Origin of the sequence: Salmonella sp. SSDFZ54 (assembly GCF_004010735.1) — a bacterium.
In the GTDB taxonomy this organism is placed as follows: Bacteria; Pseudomonadota; Gammaproteobacteria; order Enterobacterales; family Enterobacteriaceae; genus Salmonella; species Salmonella enterica.
In genome coordinates this window covers 3,554,894-3,572,125 of the sequence record NZ_CP034819.1, presented here as the reverse complement: position 1 = coordinate 3,572,125, position 17,232 = coordinate 3,554,894, and the positions used below count along the sequence as shown (strand labels likewise).

General features: G+C 56.7%; 16 protein-coding genes. 6 read left to right on the top strand and 10 right to left on the bottom strand.

Annotated features, from left to right (window positions below; translation table 11 throughout):
• Positions 1–22 precede the first annotated feature (22 nt).
• Both bioA and EOS97_RS17600 read left to right on the top strand, forming a co-directional pair.
• Positions 23–1,312, top strand: a complete 1,290-nt coding sequence (bioA, locus tag EOS97_RS17605) for an adenosylmethionine--8-amino-7-oxononanoate transaminase (RefSeq protein ID WP_000205507.1) — start codon at positions 23–25, stop codon at positions 1,310–1,312.
• 57 nt (positions 1,313–1,369) lie between these two features.
• Complete coding sequence (locus tag EOS97_RS17600; protein ID WP_000767404.1) at positions 1,370–1,846, top strand: kinase inhibitor; 477 nt, start codon at positions 1,370–1,372, stop codon at positions 1,844–1,846.
• 84 nt (positions 1,847–1,930) lie between these two features.
• On the opposite strand, the gene hutH is transcribed toward EOS97_RS17600, so the two are convergent.
• The 5 genes from hutH to hutI form a co-directional block, all read right to left on the bottom strand.
• On the bottom strand, positions 1,931–3,451 hold the full coding sequence (gene hutH / locus EOS97_RS17595; RefSeq protein ID WP_001095242.1) for a histidine ammonia-lyase: 1,521 nt from the start codon (positions 3,449–3,451) through the stop codon (positions 1,931–1,933).
• Between the two features lies 1 nt (position 3,452).
• Positions 3,453–5,138, bottom strand: a complete 1,686-nt coding sequence (gene hutU, locus EOS97_RS17590; RefSeq protein WP_001115217.1) for a urocanate hydratase — start codon at positions 5,136–5,138, stop codon at positions 3,453–3,455.
• A gap of 195 nt (positions 5,139–5,333) precedes the next feature.
• Entirely contained in the window at positions 5,334–6,059 is a 726-nt protein-coding gene (locus EOS97_RS17585; RefSeq protein ID WP_000287413.1) for a histidine utilization repressor, read from the bottom strand.
• Between the two features lie 44 nt (positions 6,060–6,103).
• Entirely contained in the window at positions 6,104–7,045 is a 942-nt protein-coding gene (gene hutG / locus EOS97_RS17580) for a formimidoylglutamase (RefSeq protein ID WP_000195697.1), read from the bottom strand.
• Positions 7,042–8,265: an imidazolonepropionase gene (gene hutI, locus EOS97_RS17575; protein WP_001249483.1), complete on the bottom strand. Its 1,224-nt coding sequence runs from the start codon at positions 8,263–8,265 to the stop codon at positions 7,042–7,044. The genes hutG and hutI overlap by 4 nt, the downstream gene beginning before the upstream one ends.
• A 237-nt stretch (positions 8,266–8,502) precedes the next feature.
• Here hutI and EOS97_RS17570 point away from each other — a divergent pair, with 237 nt between their 5' ends.
• Entirely contained in the window at positions 8,503–9,786 is a 1,284-nt protein-coding gene (locus EOS97_RS17570; protein ID WP_001094772.1) for a putative acyl-CoA thioester hydrolase, read from the top strand.
• A gap of 123 nt (positions 9,787–9,909) precedes the next feature.
• Here EOS97_RS17570 and pgl read toward each other — a convergent pair whose 3' ends face one another.
• Positions 9,910–10,905: a 6-phosphogluconolactonase gene (gene pgl / locus EOS97_RS17565; RefSeq protein ID WP_000815464.1), complete on the bottom strand. Its 996-nt coding sequence runs from the start codon at positions 10,903–10,905 to the stop codon at positions 9,910–9,912.
• 163 nt (positions 10,906–11,068) lie between these two features.
• Here pgl and EOS97_RS17560 point away from each other — a divergent pair, with 163 nt between their 5' ends.
• Positions 11,069–11,887: a pyridoxal phosphatase gene (locus tag EOS97_RS17560; RefSeq protein ID WP_001748281.1), complete on the top strand. Its 819-nt coding sequence runs from the start codon at positions 11,069–11,071 to the stop codon at positions 11,885–11,887.
• Here the strand turns inward: EOS97_RS17560 and modC are convergent, their stop codons facing one another.
• The 4 genes from modC to EOS97_RS17540 form a co-directional block, all read right to left on the bottom strand.
• Entirely contained in the window at positions 11,888–12,946 is a 1,059-nt protein-coding gene (gene modC / locus EOS97_RS17555) for a molybdenum ABC transporter ATP-binding protein ModC (protein WP_000891711.1), read from the bottom strand. It abuts the gene before it with no gap.
• A 2-nt stretch (positions 12,947–12,948) separates the two neighbouring features.
• Positions 12,949–13,638 (bottom strand): molybdate ABC transporter permease subunit, encoded by a 690-nt coding sequence (gene modB / locus EOS97_RS17550; protein ID WP_000604026.1) that lies wholly within the window; start codon positions 13,636–13,638, stop codon positions 12,949–12,951.
• Positions 13,638–14,411, bottom strand: a complete 774-nt coding sequence (gene modA / locus EOS97_RS17545) for a molybdate ABC transporter substrate-binding protein (RefSeq protein ID WP_000951418.1) — start codon at positions 14,409–14,411, stop codon at positions 13,638–13,640. The genes modB and modA overlap by 1 nt, the downstream gene beginning before the upstream one ends.
• A 166-nt stretch (positions 14,412–14,577) precedes the next feature.
• Positions 14,578–14,727, bottom strand: a complete 150-nt coding sequence (locus EOS97_RS17540) for an AcrZ family multidrug efflux pump-associated protein (RefSeq protein WP_000891513.1) — start codon at positions 14,725–14,727, stop codon at positions 14,578–14,580.
• Between the two features lie 128 nt (positions 14,728–14,855).
• Here EOS97_RS17540 and modE point away from each other — a divergent pair, with 128 nt between their 5' ends.
• Both modE and modF read left to right on the top strand, forming a co-directional pair.
• Positions 14,856–15,644, top strand: coding sequence for a molybdenum-dependent transcriptional regulator (gene modE, locus EOS97_RS17535; RefSeq protein ID WP_001147418.1), 789 nt, complete (start codon positions 14,856–14,858; stop codon positions 15,642–15,644).
• Positions 15,645–15,711: 67 nt separating this feature from the next.
• The gene (gene modF / locus EOS97_RS17530) at positions 15,712–17,187 is read left to right on the top strand and encodes a molybdate ABC transporter ATP-binding protein ModF (protein WP_000096931.1); all 1,476 of its coding nucleotides are present in this window, start codon (positions 15,712–15,714) and stop codon (positions 17,185–17,187) included.
• Positions 17,188–17,232: the final 45 nt, after the last annotated feature.

The following is a 17,232-nucleotide window of genomic DNA, read 5'->3' as shown; positions in this document are numbered from 1 at the left end:
TAATTTGGTTTACAAGTCGATTATGACAACGGACGATCTGGCCTTCGATAAACGCCATATTTGGCATCCTTACACTTCCATGACCTCGCCGCTGCCGGTATATCCCGTTGAGCGGGCCGAAGGCTGCGAGCTGGTTCTCGCCTCGGGCGAACGCCTGATTGAGGGGATGTCCTCCTGGTGGGCGGCCATTCATGGTTATAACCACCCGCAATTGAACGCGGCGATGAAAGCGCAAATTGACGCCATGTCGCATGTCATGTTCGGCGGCATAACCCATCAACCTGCGGTGAATCTGTGCCGTAAGCTGGTCGCGATAACGCCTGAGCCGCTGGAGTGTGTCTTTCTGGCCGACTCTGGTTCGGTGTCGGTAGAAGTGGCCATGAAGATGGCGCTGCAATACTGGCAGGCGCGCGGCGAATCGCGTCAGCGTTTTCTGACGTTTCGCCACGGTTATCATGGCGACACGTTCGGCGCGATGTCGGTGTGCGATCCGGATAACTCCATGCACAGCTTGTGGAAAGGCTATCTGCCGGAAAATCTGTTCGCGCCGGCGCCGCAAAGCCGGATGGATGGCGAATGGAATGAAAGCGACATCGCGCCATTTGCCCGCCTGATGGCCGCGCATCGCCATGAAATAGCCGCCGTGATTCTGGAACCTATCGTTCAGGGCGCGGGCGGGATGCGCATATATCATCCACAATGGCTCAGGCGTATTCGTAACATGTGCGATCGCGAAGGCATTCTGCTGATTGCCGATGAAATAGCCACCGGGTTTGGCCGTACCGGCAAACTGTTCGCCTGCGAGCACGCCGGGATCGCGCCGGATATTCTGTGTCTCGGCAAAGCCTTAACCGGCGGCACCATGACCCTCTCGGCAACGCTCACGACACGCCAGGTTGCAGAGACTATTAGCAACGGCGAGGCGGGGTGTTTTATGCATGGCCCGACGTTTATGGGGAATCCGCTGGCCTGCGCCGTCGCCTGCGCCAGCCTGACGCTGCTGGAAAGCGGCGAATGGCGTCAGCAGGTGGCGTCTATCGAGTCTCAGTTACGCGCTGAGTTAGCCCCCGCACAACGTTCGCCCTGGGTGGCGGATGTGCGGGTGTTGGGCGCGATTGGGGTGGTTGAAACCACGCATCCGGTCAATATGGCGGCGCTTCAACGCTTCTTCGTCGGGCAAGGCGTCTGGATCAGGCCGTTCGGCAAGCTAATCTACCTGATGCCGCCCTACATTATTCGTCCGGATCAACTGCGCCGTTTGACCCAGGCGGTCAATGACGCAGTACACAATGAAACATTTTTTAGCCATTAATCAGCGGTAAGCGATGCTGCTTCTGGCTACACTTCTGGTGAGTCAAAAGGAGAGCGCATGAAACTTATCAGCAACGATTTGCGCGATGGAGATAAACTTCCTCATCGCCACGTTTTTAACGGTATGGGCTATGATGGCGATAATATTTCGCCGCATCTGGCCTGGGACGACGTGCCGATGGGCACCAAAAGTTTTGTCGTGACCTGTTACGATCCCGACGCGCCGACCGGCTCCGGCTGGTGGCACTGGGTGGTGGTGAACCTCCCGGCGGATACGCGCGTACTGACCCAGGGGTTCGGCTCAGGCCTGGTGGCCGTACCAGACGGCGTCATTCAGACGCGTACCGATTTCGGTAAAGCGGGCTACGGCGGCGCGGCGCCGCCTAAAGGGGAAACGCACCGCTATATCTTTACGGTTCACGCGCTGGACGTCGAGCGTCTTGACGTTGATGAAGACGCCAGCGGCGCGATGGTCGGCTTTAACGTGCATTTCCATTCGCTCGCCAGCGCCTCGATAACGGTGATGTTCAGTTAAACGCTGTGCCGGATGGTGGCGTAAACGTCTTACCCTGCCAACGGGTTGGGTAAGCCGAATAAGCGCCGCGCCATCCGGCAGCATTCACATAAAGTCCGGCACCAGACGCTGTAACGCGCCTTGCGCCAGCAGCGCCGTCGCACACTCAATATCGGGTGCGAAAAAACGATCCTGCGTATAGTGCGCCACCCGCTCGCGCAGTGTCTGCCGCGCCTGTTCCAGTAACGGGCTGGAGGTTAACCCTTCCCGTAAATCTATCCCCTGACAGGCAGCCAGCCACTCCACGGCAATGATGCCGCGGGTATTCGCCGCCATTTCCCAGAGTCGCCGTCCTGCCGCCGGGGCCATTGAGACATGATCTTCCTGATTCGCCGAGGTCGGCAGGCTATCCACGCTGTGCGGGTGCGCCAGCGCTTTATTCTCGCTGGCGAGCGCCGCGGCGGTGACCTGGGCAATCATAAAACCGGAATTAACGCCGCCATTTTTCACCAGGAACGGCGGTAACTGCGACATATGTTTATCCATCATCAGCGCGATGCGCCGCTCCGATAGCGCGCCGATTTCCGCTATCGCCAGCGCCAGATTATCCGCCGCCATGGCAACCGGTTCAGCATGGAAGTTACCGCCGGAGATCACCTCCCCCGCATCGGCAAAGACCAGCGGATTATCGGACACCGCGTTGGCCTCAGCCAGCAGTACCTCTTTCGTCTGACGTAACTGGGTCAGACAAGCGCCCATTACCTGCGGCTGGCAGCGAAGGGAATACGGGTCCTGAACTTTATGACAGTGGTGATGTGATTCAGCAATGGCGCTGGTATCGGTCAGCAGGTGCCGGAACAACCGCGCGACGTCAATTTGCCCCTGTTGTCCGCGCGCGGCATGAATGCGCGCATCAAAAGGACGGCGCGATCCCAGTACGGCTTCGGTAGTCAGCGCGCCGCAGACAACGGCGGAGGCAAATAACTCCTGTGCCTCAAACAAACCGCGCAGCGCGAAGGCCGTTGATGCCTGGGTGCCATTAAGCAGCGCCAGCCCCTCTTTGGCCGCCAACGCGACAGGCTCCAGTCCGGCCTTTTTTAGCGCCGTCTGCGCCGGAAGCCATTCGCCCTGCCAGCGCGCTTTTCCTTCGCCAAGCAGCGTCAGCGACAGATGCGCCAGCGGCGCTAAGTCGCCCGACGCGCCAACCGAGCCTTTTGCCGGAATCAGCGGATACACGCCGGCATTCACCAGAGCGATGAGCGCTTCTATCACGCTCAACCGAATCCCGGAAAACCCGCGCGCCAGACTATTGATTTTCAATACCATGATCAGACGCACCATCGCGTCATCCAGTGGGTCGCCTACGCCCGCGGCGTGAGACAGCACCAACGATCGCTGTAGATTTTGCAAGTCTTCATCAGCGATGCGCGTCTGCGCCAGCAGGCCGAAACCGGTGTTGATGCCGTAGGCGGTACGCCCTTCGGCAACGATATCATTGACGCACGCGACGCTGGCGTTAATGCCGTCAATGGCGCTGGCGTCCAGCCGAAGCTGTACCGGATGACGCCAGACATCGTACAGTTGAGAGAGGCTTAACTGCCCCGGAGTGAGTGTCATGGTGTTCATATCAGCCTTTCCCCTGCGTCGCCGCAACCATCGGTAAATTCAGACCTTGCTCAACAGCGCATTCCACCGCGAGGTCATATCCGGCATCGGCATGGCGCATGACGCCCGTCGCCGGATCGTTGTGTAACACGCGGCGAATACGCGCGGCGGCCTCGTCAGTGCCATCACAGACAATCACCATACCGGCGTGTTGCGAAAACCCCATTCCCACCCCGCCGCCATGATGGAGCGATACCCATGTCGCCCCGCTGGCGGTATTCAGCAACGCATTTAACAGCGGCCAGTCGGAAACCGCGTCGGAGCCGTCGCGCATCGCTTCGGTTTCACGGTTAGGGCTGGCGACAGAACCGGAATCCAGGTGATCGCGGCCAATCACAATGGGCGCGGATACCTCGCCGCAACGCACCATTTCGTTGAACGCCAGCCCCAGTTTTTGCCGCCACTCCAGGCCTACCCAGCAGATACGCGCCGGTAGCCCCTGAAAATGAATGCGCTCGCGCGCCATATCCAGCCAGTGATGCAGATGTTTATCCTCAGCCACTATCTCTTTGACTTTGGCATCGGTTTTATAGATATCCTGCGGATCGCCGGACAGCGCCACCCAGCGAAACGGCCCGATGCCACGACAGAACAGCGGACGAATATAGGCTGGCACAAATCCCGGAAAATCAAAGGCGTTTTCCACCCCCATCTCTTTCGCCATCTGGCGAATATTGTTGCCATAGTCAAAGGTCGGCACGCCCATTTGACTGAACGCCAGCATCGCCCGAACATGTGCCGCCATGGAACGTTTCGCTGCCTGCATCGTCCCGTGGGGATCGGATTGCGCGTTTTTCTGATACTCCTCCCAGCGCCAGCCGGAGGGTAAATAGCCATGTAGCGGATCGTGGGCGCTGGTCTGATCGGTCACCAGGTCCGGGCGCACGCCGCGATTAACCAGTTCCGGCAGGATATCCGCCGCGTTCGCGCACAGGGCGACGGACACGGCTTTCCCCTCGCGGGTGTAGCGCGTAATGCGGGCCAGCGCGTCATCCAGCGTGGCGGCCTGCTCATCCACGTAGCGAGTACGCAGACGAAAATCGATACGGCTTTGCTGGCATTCAATCGTCAGCGAACACGCTCCGGCCAGCGTCGCGGCTAGCGGTTGCGCGCCGCCCATGCCGCCCAGCCCGGCAGTCAGCACCCAGCGTCCCGCCAGCGTGCCGTTATAGTGCTGACGCCCCGCCTCGACAAAGGTTTCGTATGTTCCCTGCACGATTCCCTGGCTGCCGATATAAATCCAGCTTCCGGCCGTCATTTGACCGTACATCGCCAGCCCTTTCGCATCCAGTTCGTTAAAGTGTTCCCATGTCGCCCAGTGGGGAACCAGGTTGGAGTTGGCGATTAATACCCGCGGCGCGTTGTCGTGCGTTTTAAATACGCCGACCGGTTTGCCAGACTGAATAAGCAACGTTTCGTCCGCCTCCAGCCGGGTGAGCGCATCAACAATAGCGTCATAGCATTCCCAGTTGCGCGCGGCGCGACCAATCCCGCCGTAGACCACCAGCTCATGCGGATTTTCCGCCACGTCAGGATCGAGATTATTCATTAACATCCGCAGCGGGGCTTCTGTCAGCCAGCTTTTCGCCGTTAATACCGTGCCTCGGGGCGCGCGGATAGTCTGCTGACGATACTTGCTTTCAGGCATAGCAATGACTCCTCATTATTATCGGTCTGCCATCGCCAAATAACGCTAAAACGCCACTATCAGGCACCGCCGCAGACCCACAGATAAGAATCAGACATATACTTGTCTATACAAGTAAGCACAAGAATAGAATTAACAAAAATGATACAATTTTGTTATATTGTGTCAGCAATCACGTTTTCCGGCAGCAGCCGCTCAGGAGATAAATCGTCCCTGTAGCCGGTAGCGCGACCCGGGGAAAAGTAAGCGGGCGTGAGAAACAATCCGCGACGCGGACCAGGTTGTACGACGAATGAGCAGACAAGGCTCATGCTCTTTGATAGTTAACCACGCGCACTCTTGCGCCGTGGCGCGCACCGCCTCCACAATATGTTCCCCTTCCGTTAGCGGCGCGATCCGCGACAAATAAGCGTGCGGCGTGGTCTGACGGTAATCCTGCGTCAGGTAATCCACGGCAATATCCGCATTCACGCAGCGATCTTCAATTTGTACCGGCAGATCGTTTTCATAATGCACCATGATGGAATGGAAAATGACATCGCTCTCATTGACGTTGAGAGCGCTGGCCTGGATGGCGTTTGCCCGCACGCGCTCCAGCGTGAGCACCTCACAACGATGCTGATGGCGGCGGGCGGCAATCTCCTCGGCGATACTGCGGACTTCAAACAGCGCGGACTGGCCTTTCGGTTCGGCGACAAACGTCCCCACGCCCTGTAAACGCACCAGCCACCCTTCATCCGTCAGCTCACGCAGCGCCCGGTTGATGGTCATTCGGCTAAAGCCATACTGGGCGACCAGTTCTGCTTCCGACGGAATGCGATCGTGCGGCTGCCAGACGCCGCCGGCTATTTTTTTACAGATGTCCTGTTTCACCGTTTCGTAAAAAGGCGCAGGCGCAGAACGGGAGCGGGATGAATACATGCGTGAAGCCTTCCTTATGCGGAGAGTGTTTTCCGGATGACAGATTAACGCCACCAGTGCGCGATTTGCCAGCCAAGCCGCGCCGCCACGCGCGCCGCTGCGCCAACGTCATCAAAGCGTGGATTAAATTCAACCAGATCCGCCGCCTGTAATTTTCCGCTACGGCAAACCGGCTCAATTAAACGCAGAACCTGTATCAGCGGCACGCCCAGCGCTGCGGGAGCGGAGACGGCCGGCATTTCCCAGACAGGCAATACGTCGAGATCGATAGTCAGATAAATTTTATCCACCTTGTCGATAAACTGCGTCATCTGCGCCAGCGCGTCATGGCAGTCAAGATCCTCCACCACGGTAACATTCCGCCACTGCGCTTCCCGCCACAACGCCTGCGTATTTGCCGCACGGCTCACGCCGAAACAGGCATAATGAAACGCGCGGCTCTGCGCGTCGCATAGCTGCGCCAGTTGACGAAACGGCGTCCCGGATGTTGCCCGGTCGGTCTGACGGAGATCCAGATGCGCATCAAGATTAATGATCCCTACGCTTTCCTGCGCAAACGCGTCCAGCACCCCCGCGCCGTGTCCAAACGCGGTTTCATGCCCGCCGCCCAGTACCAGCGTGCGCATCCCGGCCCGCAGACAGCGGCTTACCGCATCGCGCAAGGCCTGCTGCGCGCCTTCCAGATCGGGAGTCGGCGCAACCCAATTGCCTAAATCCACCAGCCGTTCATGTCCCTGGTGGCTGGCCATATTCGCCAGCGCTTTACGCAACGCGTCCGGGGCGCCTGCCGCGCCGGGACGGCCTGAATTGCGTTTTACCCCCTCGTCGCAGGCAAATCCCATTAACGCGATCTTTTGCTGCCAGTTTTCGGGGGAAAAGGTCTCGCTGCGCGTGACGGTCTGAAACAGACGCCGCGCATCCGGCGCTTCTATACTGTCATCGCGCCCCTGCCAGAGCGCCGGAGAAGCCGGATACCATTGCGTCATGAGATTTGTCCTCTGTATACCCGCTGATATAAAGGGTTACGCCCCGGCTCATACACAATCTCTACCGGCTGTTCAGCATCCCACACCACAAAATCCGCCCGGTAGCCGGCCCTGATCTGCCCATGCGTCGCCTGTCTTCCCAGCGCGCGAGCGGCATGGCGCGTAACGCCCGCCCATGCCTCTTCCGGCGTCAGACCAAACTGTACGCAGGCCATATTCATCGCCAGATGCAAACTGCAAAACGGGCTGGTGCCAGGATTGAAATCGCTGGCGACGGCGACAGGCACCTGATAGCGGCGCAGCAGTTCCACCGGCGGGCGCTGCGTCTCGCGCAGAAAATAAAACGCGCCGGGCAACAACACGCCAACAGTACCGCCGTCACGCATCGCCGCGACGCCCGCTTCATCAAGATATTCGATATGATCCGCCGATAAACCCTGATAACGACTCACCAGCTGCGCGCCGCCCAACAGCGAAAGCTGCTCAACATGGCCTTTAACGGGAATACCTAACGCCTTCGCCGTCTGCAACACGCGCTCACTCTGCGCCACATTAAAGCCGACGCTCTCGCAAAAGAGGTCTACCGCATCAAATAACCCTTTTTGCCAGAGCTGCGGAATCATCGTCTCGCAGACCAGAGTGATGTAGCCGTCCGGGTCGTCACGATACTCCGCTGGCGTAGCATGAGCGGCCAATAGCGTGGGGCTAATGTCGATAGCGTTTTCGGCGGCAAGTTTTGCAGCAACGCGCAACAGCTTTTCTTCTGTCGCAAGCTCAAGACCATAGCCGGATTTAATCTCCAGCAGCGTAACGCCTTCGCTGGCAAGGCGCATCATGCGTTCGCGCGCCAGCAGGTAGAGCGTCTCCTCCGCACAGGCGCGGGTTGCTGATACCGTCGCGTTAATGCCGCCGCCCTGAGCGCTAATATGCTGGTATGACGCGCCGTTAAGCCGCTGCTCCCACTCTGCGGCGCGGTTACCGGCAAACACCAGATGCGTGTGGCAATCGATAAGTCCCGGGGTTACCAGTCGTCCCTGCATATCATGGATATTGTCCCCACTGACAGGAAGCTGCGTCTCTGGCACGATATCGCAAATATGCCCTTCGCGTACAATCAGCGCCTGGTTATCCACCAGCCCGTACGGGGCTTGCCGCTGCGGGTCCATTGTCGCCAGCCTGATGTTTCGCCAGACAGTATCGCCCGGTAAAAGTTGCCGCATTCCTGTCGCTCTCTTGCCTGTCATGAGTTGTATAGACATTTATTTTCTTTCTGCTCCGGATTGTCAACTCAAAGCGCGAAAGTTGTTGCTTAATTGTGATAAAACTATCTGATGCGACAGGTGTTTCCAGCCTGAAAAGGAACTTTTTACCTTTTCGCCTTCCCGTTTCGTTCAACTTAGTATAAAAAAGCAGGCTTCAATGGATGTCATTTAACTTTTTCAAGCCCGGAGCAACCTGTGAATACATTATCGGTTTCCCGTCTGGCGCTGGCACTGGCTTTTGGCGTGACGCTGAGCGCCTGTAGCTCTACGCCACCCGATCAGATCCCTTCCGATCAAACCGCGCCTGGCACCGCCTCGCGCCCCATTCTGTCGGCAAATGAAGCGAAAAACTTCGTTGCGGCGCGCTATTTTGCCTCCCTGACGCCGAATACCGCCCCGTGGTCGCCGTCGCCGATTACCCTGCCCGCACAGCCTGACTTTGTGGTAGGGCCGGCAGGTACGCCAGGCGTTACGCACACCTCGATTCAGGCCGCGGTCGATGCGGCAATGGTTAAACGCACGAACAAACGCCAGTACATTGCTATTATGCCGGGCGACTATCAGGGGACCGTGTATGTTCCCGCCGCGCCGGGAAGTCTGACCCTGTACGGGACCGGTGAAAAACCGATCGATGTGAAAATTGGGATGGCGATTGATGGTGAAATGAGTGTCGCTGACTGGCGCCGCGCGGTGAATCCCGGCGGGAAATATATGCCTGGTAAACCCGCCTGGTATATGTTCGACAACTGCCAAAGCAAACACGCCGCGACGATCGGTGTAATGTGTTCTGCCGCGTTCTGGTCGCAGAATAACGGTCTGCAGCTACAAAATCTGACCATCGAGAACACGCTGGGCGACAGCGTCGATGCCGGAAACCATCCGGCGGTGGCGCTGCGTACCGATGGCGACAAAGTCCAGATTAACAAGGTCAATATCCTTGGCCGCCAGAACACCTTCTTTGTGACCAACAGCGGCGTGCAGAACCGTCTGCAAACCGATCGTCAGCCGCGTACGCTGGTGACGAACAGCTATATTGAAGGCGATGTGGATATGGTGTCCGGACGCGGCGCCGTGGTGTTCGATAACACCAACTTCCAGGTCGTCAACTCCCGCACACAGCAGGAAGCCTACGTTTTCGCCCCGGCGACGCTGTCCAATATTTACTATGGCTTTTTGGCGATCAACAGCCGCTTTAACGCCTCCGGCGATGGCATTGCGCAGCTTGGCCGCTCGCTGGATGTCGACGCCAACACCAACGGTCAGGTCGTGATCCGCGACAGCGTGATTAACGAGGGCTTCAACGTTGCCAAACCGTGGGCCGACGCGGTCATCTCGAAACGTCCGTTTGCCGGAAATACGGGAACCGTGGATGACAAAGACGAGGTGCAGCGTAATCTGAACGACACTAACTACAACCGCATGTGGGAATACAACAACCGCGGTGTAGGCAGTAAAGTAGTGGCGGAACCTAAGCAGTAATCGCCGTTCCGGTTCAGGCTTATAAACGGGCCGCCGCAGCAGATGTGGCGGCCCGTGGTTTTACTGCAAGCGATGTTTATTGAAATTAATCAGGCAGCCCGCCGCCCTCCGGCACACAGCGCTTTAGTACGCGTTCACCACAACCCACATTGGCCCCTGGCCGACGGCATAACGGCCTTTTTCCGTCAGCAACCCCTGAGTGCCCGTAATTTCATAGACCGCGATATGATGTGATTTTTGACCCGCTGCAATCAGGTATTTTCCGCTATTGTCGATATTAAAGCCGCGCGGTTGGGCTTCCGTCGGCTGGAAGCCTTCAACGCTCAGTACGCTGCCATCTTCGGAGACACTAAAGACGGTAATCAGACTGGCGGTGCGGTCACAGGCATACAGATGCCGTCCATCCGGCGTAATATGAATATCCGCCGCCCAGCGGGTATCGGAAAAATCGGCGGGCATCATATCCAGGGTTTGTACGCACTCTATCTCGCCATGCGGATTTTTAAGCTGCCAGACATCCACCGAACTGTTCAGTTCATTGACGCAATACGCATATTGTCGATTCGGGTGGAAGACCATATGACGCGGGCCTGCCCCTTCGACTGTATTTACTTCCGCCGGCTCCTGGGCCACCAGATGGCCGTCATCACTTAGCGTAAACAGACAAATGCGATCCTGTTTTAGCGCAGGCACCCACAAGGTACGGTTATCAGGCGTAATATTCGCCGAGTGACAGCCGTCCAGCCCTTCCACCACATCCACCAGCTCAACCGGCAGGCCATCCTGTAAGCGCGTCACGCTGACATTACCGGCGTTATACGAGCCGACAAAGATAAAACGACCATGATGATCGGTAGAAATATGGGTCGGGCTACCCGGCAGGGCGGATTCGGCGGCAAACGTCAGCGCGCCATCATCCGGCGCAATACGATACGCCAGGACACGAAACTCCGGGCGTACGCCGACATAGAGGTAGCGTTTATCCGGACTGACCACCATCGGCTGAACCTGACCGGGCACATCCACGACCTGCACCAGCGTCAGCGTCCCTTCGTGGTTCAGGCTCCAGACGTGAATTTGCTGACTCTCAGGGCTGGCGGTATAGACTGTTTGTTTCATGAATACTCCTTTGCATATGGCATGTAGCTGCAATAACAGGACACAGCTTAACGTAGTCGCTTTTGACGGCGAATGCTGAATTCAGACGCAGAATTTTGTCTGCTTACCGTCCCGGTGTACCATGCCGACAGACGGAATTATTACTCTTAATCTGGAAAAAATTATGACTGCACGCGTGATTGCCCTCGATTTAGACGGAACATTATTAACCCCGCATAAAACCTTACTCCCCTCCTCGCTTGACGCGCTATCGCGCGCCAAAGAGGCGGGCTTTCAACTTATCATTGTCACTGGTCGCCATCACGTTGCTATTCATCCTTTTTATCAGGCGCTGGCGCTGGAAACACCTGCTATTTGCTGCAACGGCACCTATTTGTATGATTATCAAGCTAAAACTGTCCTGGATGCCGATCCTATGCCCGTGGATAAGGCGTTGCAGTTGATTGATTTACTGGATGAGCATCAGATTCACGGCCTGATGTATGTTGATGACGCTATGCTTTACGAACACCCAACTGGTCACGTCGTGCGTACCTCCCGGTGGGCGCAGACCTTGCCGCCGGAGCAACGTCCGACCTTTACACAGGTCTCTTCGTTGGCGCAGGCGGCGCGCGACGTGAATGCCGTGTGGAAGTTTGCGCTTACCGATGAAGATATTCCCAGGCTACAGCGGTTCGGTCAGCATGTTGAACAGGCGCTTGGCCTGGAGTGCGAATGGTCATGGCACGATCAGGTGGATATCGCGCGCAAAGGCAACAGTAAAGGCAAGCGCCTTACCCAGTGGATAGAAGCGCAGGGAGGGTCAATGAAAAATGTGATCGCTTTCGGCGATAACTACAACGACATCAGTATGCTGGAGGCGGCAGGCACCGGCGTTGCGATGGGCAACGCCGATGAGGCGGTGAAAGCGCGCGCTGACGTTGTGATCGGCGATAACACTACCGATAGCATCGCCAAATTTATTTACACCCACCTGCTATAGTCAGGCGGTGATAGAAACGCTTTTCACCTGCGCGTAAAGCCACAGGCCAGGCTTGATACTCAGCTCATCCCTGGCCCACGGGCTTATTCGCGCCCACAGCGTTCTGCCGCCTATTTCAAGCTGGACTTCCACCTGCCCGTTATCGTCATAACAATTCGCCACTTTTGCCCGTAATACGTTGCGGATACTGGTCTGCTGCGGCGGCTGTAGTACCAGCGAGACATCCGACGCCTGTATACGAATACGCAGTGTGGATTGCAGCGGCTGATTGAGTTTATTTACCCACAGGTGCTGGTCGCCAAGCGCCAAAGCGGTCATGGCATAATGTGGGTGATGCTCCAGCACGCTAACTTTCAGAATACTGCTCTGTTGCTCTTTCGGCAGCCACGGGTGCATAACGCTGCTTCCCCAGACCTCCTCCAGCGGGCCAAACGCTTTAACCTGTCCATCCTCCAGCACCATGACTTTATCCGCCAGGTGGAGAATTTCATCGAGAGAATGGCTGACATACAGCATGGGAATATTGATTTCCCGCGCCAGCCGTTGCAGGTACGGCAGTAATTCGCGTTTACGCGGGATATCCAGCGAGGCCAACGGTTCGTCCAACAGCAGCAACTCCGGGGCGGTGAGCAATGCCCGGCCTATCGCTACGCGCTGTTTTTCTCCGCCGGACAGGCTCCCCGGCAGGCGATCAAGCAACGCTTCAATTCCCAGCAGCGACACCAGCTTATCAAACTGACCGGTCATGCTTTTCGCCATGCCGTAGCGCAAATTGCCGCGTACTTTGTAATGGGGGAACAGGCGCGCATCCTGGAAAACATAACCGATGCGGCGCTTTTCCGGCGTTAAACAGATACCGTTTTCCGCGTCATGCAACACCCGGCCATTCAGCGCGATGCGTCCTTTTTGCGGGCGAGTCAAACCGCTGATGGCATTAATCAGCGAGGTTTTTCCCGCGCCGGAGACGCCAAAGATAGCCGTGATCCCACTGGCTGGCAGCGTTTCGTTGAGGGTTAAACAGTGCGTTCCCAGCGTCTGGGAAAAATTAAGCTCCAGCATGGTTAGCGCCCCGTCCGTTCACGGCTAATCCGCGCCAGCCATTCAGAAATCAACAGCGAAATCAGCGCTAATACAATCGAAATCACGCACAGCCTCGCCGCCGCGCTCTCCCCGCCCGGCGTCTGGATCAAGGTATACATGGCGGAAGGTATGGTGCGGGTTTCGCCCGGAATATTGGAAACAAAGGTAATGGTCGCGCCAAATTCGCCAAGCGAACGGGCAAACGCCAGCACCGTACCAACAATAATACCCGGCAGGGTAAGCGGTAAGGTGATAGTCAGAAAAACGCGCCAGCGCCCGGCGCCCAGCGTTCTGGCGGCCTGTTCAAGCTTGATATCCACCCCCTCCAGCGCCAGCCGAATGGCCCGCACCATCAGCGGGAAGGACATCACCGCCGCCGCCAGCACGGCGCCGCGCCAGCTAAAGGCAAACGTGAGACCGAACCAGTCATACAGCCACTGGCCAATAAACCCGCGTCGCCCCATCGACACCAGCAGCAGATAGCCGACCACCACCGGCGGCAGCACCAGCGGCAGATGCAGGACGCTATCAAGTAAGGCTTTGCCCGGAAACCGGCATCGCACCAGTAACCAGGCAAAAAAGATCCCAAACGGCAGGCTAAACAGCACGGCCAGGGAAGACACTTTCAGGCTAAGAAGGACAGCCTGCCATTCTGGATCGGTCAGTATCATTACTTCGTCGTAAATCCATAACGTTTAAAGATTGCCGAGGCCTGCGGTCCTTTCAGGTAATCATAGAACGCGCTGACGGTCGCATTTTTATGCCCCTCCACGATAGCGATGGGGTATTCCACTTTTTTATGTGAATCTTCCGGGAACGTCGCCACCACGTTGACCCCCTTGCTGGCGACCGCATCAGAACCGTATACAATGCCCAAAGGCGCTTCGTTACGTTCGACCAGCGCCAACGCGCCGCGCACATCCTCGCCCGGCGCCAGTTTCGGTTCAAGCGTTTGCCATGCGCCCAACTTTTGCAGCGCTTCTTTGGCATAAATTCCCGCCGGTACGTGTTGCGGATCGCCCACCGCCAGACGTCCGCCGTTCAGCAGACGAATCCAGTCCGTTTTGTTGTCGATGGTAAACTGCTTCTGCTCGCTGGCTTTCGGCGCCACCACCACCAGGCTATTGCCAAGCAATGTTTCGCGCGTCGTGGTATCCACCGCTTTTTTATCGGCTGCGTAATCCATCCATTTCTGGTCAGCAGAGATGAACAGATCCGCCGGCGCGCCCGCTTCTATCTGGCGCGCCAGCGTTGAAGAGGAGGCGAATGAGGAAACCACATCCACATTTTTCTCTTTTTTATATTCTGCCGCAATGTCTTGCATCGCGTTCGTTAGCGACGCGGCGGCGAATACGGTGATCTTGCCTTCATCCGCCAGCGCATGACCAGCGATGACGAAAGATAATGTCGCCCCTGCGACCAGGCGTAACCAGGAATGCGCCATCTGTAACTCCTTGTGCGTTTCGTTATGTAAACGACAATATAACGATAATCTCAGGGGTTTCCCAGCGGTTATTCATACCCATTAACGATTAAACACAGAAAATATCGGCAGGAAAAGCAGGATCTTGAGTAACAAAAACGCCCGACTGAGCGGGCGTTTGGGGAAATCAGCGGTTCTGTCTGGACTGGTCTTTCTGACCGATACCGGAAAAAATGTTGAACACCTCACCCAGACCGTAAATCAGACCGAGGATGATGGCCATCACTACCGGTACCATGATGACGGCGAATACCAGACTTTTTAATAACTCTAACATGGGCAACTCCAGATATAGTCCTTTTTGTATTTTAACCGCATCACACAGAAAAGCACTCCCCTTTTGTGCGGTCGGCTTTGCGCTGACGCGCTTTTCAGTCACAATAGTCTTTTTACCAGGAGCTGGTTATGCAGGCCGAAATCCTTCTTACCCTGAAACTTCAGCAAAAGCTTTTTGCCGATCCCCGACGTATCTCTCTGCTGAAACACATTGCGCTTTCCGGCTCGATTAGTCAGGGCGCGAAAGACGCGGGAATCAGCTATAAGAGCGCCTGGGATGCGATAAACGACATGAACCAGCTTAGCGAACATATGCTGGTTGAACGCGCAACGGGCGGCAAAGGCGGCGGCGGCGCGGTATTAACCCGCTATGGCCAGCGTCTGATCCAGCTTTACGATTTGCTGGGCCAAATTCAGCAAAAAGCGTTCGATGTGTTAAGCGACGATGACGCCCTGCCGCTTGACAGTCTGCTGGCCGCTATCTCCCGCTTTTCACTGCAAACCAGCGCCCGAAATCAGTGGTTCGGCACCATTACCGCCCGCGATCGCGATCAGGTGCAACAGCATGTCGATGTGCTGCTGGCCGACGGCAAAACGCGGCTCAAAGTCGCGCTGACGGCGCAAAGCGGCGAGCGTCTCGGCCTGGAGGAAGGTAAAGAAGTGCTGATCCTGCTAAAAGCGCCATGGGTTGGCATTACCCGGGATGCAGCCGTTGCACGCGCCGCTGACAATCAGTTGTCGGGAACGATCAGCCATATCGAGCGCGGCGCGGAACAGTGTGAAGTGTTGATGGCGCTGCCGGACGGCCAGACGCTGTGCGCCACGATACCGACTTCAGATGCCGCCACGTTAAAGGAAGGCGATGACGTGATTGCCTGGTTTAATGCGGACAGAGTGATTATTGCAACGTTGTGCTAAGCACATTGACATCCGTTGCCGAAAGACGTATCCCTGTCATTCATCGCTGCAAAAAATGGGATGCAAAATGTCATCGTTGCAAATTTCGCAAGGCACGTTTCGTCTGAGCGATACAAAAACACTTCATCTGGATTCGCTGACGCTCAATGCGGGCGATAGCTGGGCATTCGTTGGGGCTAACGGGAGCGGAAAGTCGGCGCTCGCCCGCGCGCTGGCGGGTGAACTGCCATTATTAACAGGCGAGCGCCAGTGTCGGTTTACCCGCATTACTCGTCTGTCCTTTGAACAATTGCAAAAGCTGGTCAGCGATGAATGGCAACGTAATAACACCGATATGCTCAGTCCTGGCGAAGACGATACCGGGCGCACTACCGCGGAAATTATTCAGGATGATGTTCACCATCCTGCCCGCTGTGCGATGCTGGCGCAGCAGTTCGGCATTTCCGCTTTACTCAACAGACGTTTTAAATACCTTTCTACCGGCGAGACGCGAAAAGCGCTGCTGTGTCAGGCGCTGATGTCTGAGCCGGAGTTATTAATCCTTGATGAACCGTTCGACGGACTTGACGTGACCGCCCGTCAACAACTGGCGCAACGCCTGACGGCGTTGAACCAGGCGGGTATGACCCTGGCACTGGTACTCAACCGTTTTGATGAAATCCCGGACTTCGTGCAGTTTGCCGGCGTGCTTGCCGACTGTACGCTGGCGGAGACCGGAACGACGGCGGAGTTGCTGCAACGGGCGTTGGTTGCTCAACTCGCGCACAGCGAGCGTCTGACCGACGTACAATTACCCGAACCGGACGAACCTTCCGCCCGCCATGCGTTACCCGATGGCGAACCACGGATCGTACTTAACGATGGCGTAGTCTCGTATAACGATCGCCCTATCCTCCACCACCTAAGCTGGCGAGTCAATCCGGGCGAACACTGGCAGATCGTCGGTCCTAACGGAGCGGGTAAGTCTACGTTGCTTAGCCTTATTACTGGCGATCATCCGCAAGGCTACAGCAACGATCTTACGCTGTTCGGGCGGCGGCGAGGAAGCGGCGAAACAATCTGGGATATCAAAAAACATATCGGCTACGTCAGCAGCAGTTTACATCTGGATTACCGCGTCAGTACCACGGTGCGCAATGTCATTCTCTCCGGCTATTTCGATTCTATCGGCATTTACCAGGCCGTTTCAGACAGGCAACGAAAACTGGCGCAACAGTGGCTGGATATTCTGGGAATCGATAAGCGTACGGCGGATGCCCCCTTCCACAGTCTCTCCTGGGGACAGCAGCGGCTGGCGCTGATCGTGCGCGCGCTGGTTAAGCATCCGACAGTGTTGATTCTGGATGAGCCGCTGCAAGGGTTGGACCCGCTGAACCGCCAACTGGTACGCCGTTTTGTAGATGTATTAATTCGCCAGGGAGAGACCCAACTGCTGTTCGTTTCCCATCATGCAGAGGATGCGCCTGCCTGTATTACCCACCGGCTGGAATTTGTACCAGAGGGCGAACGTTATAAGTACGTTTCCGGACGATGCAATAATTAAATGTATTATCAGAATGGCGCCGCGCGCCATTCTGGAACCACTCTC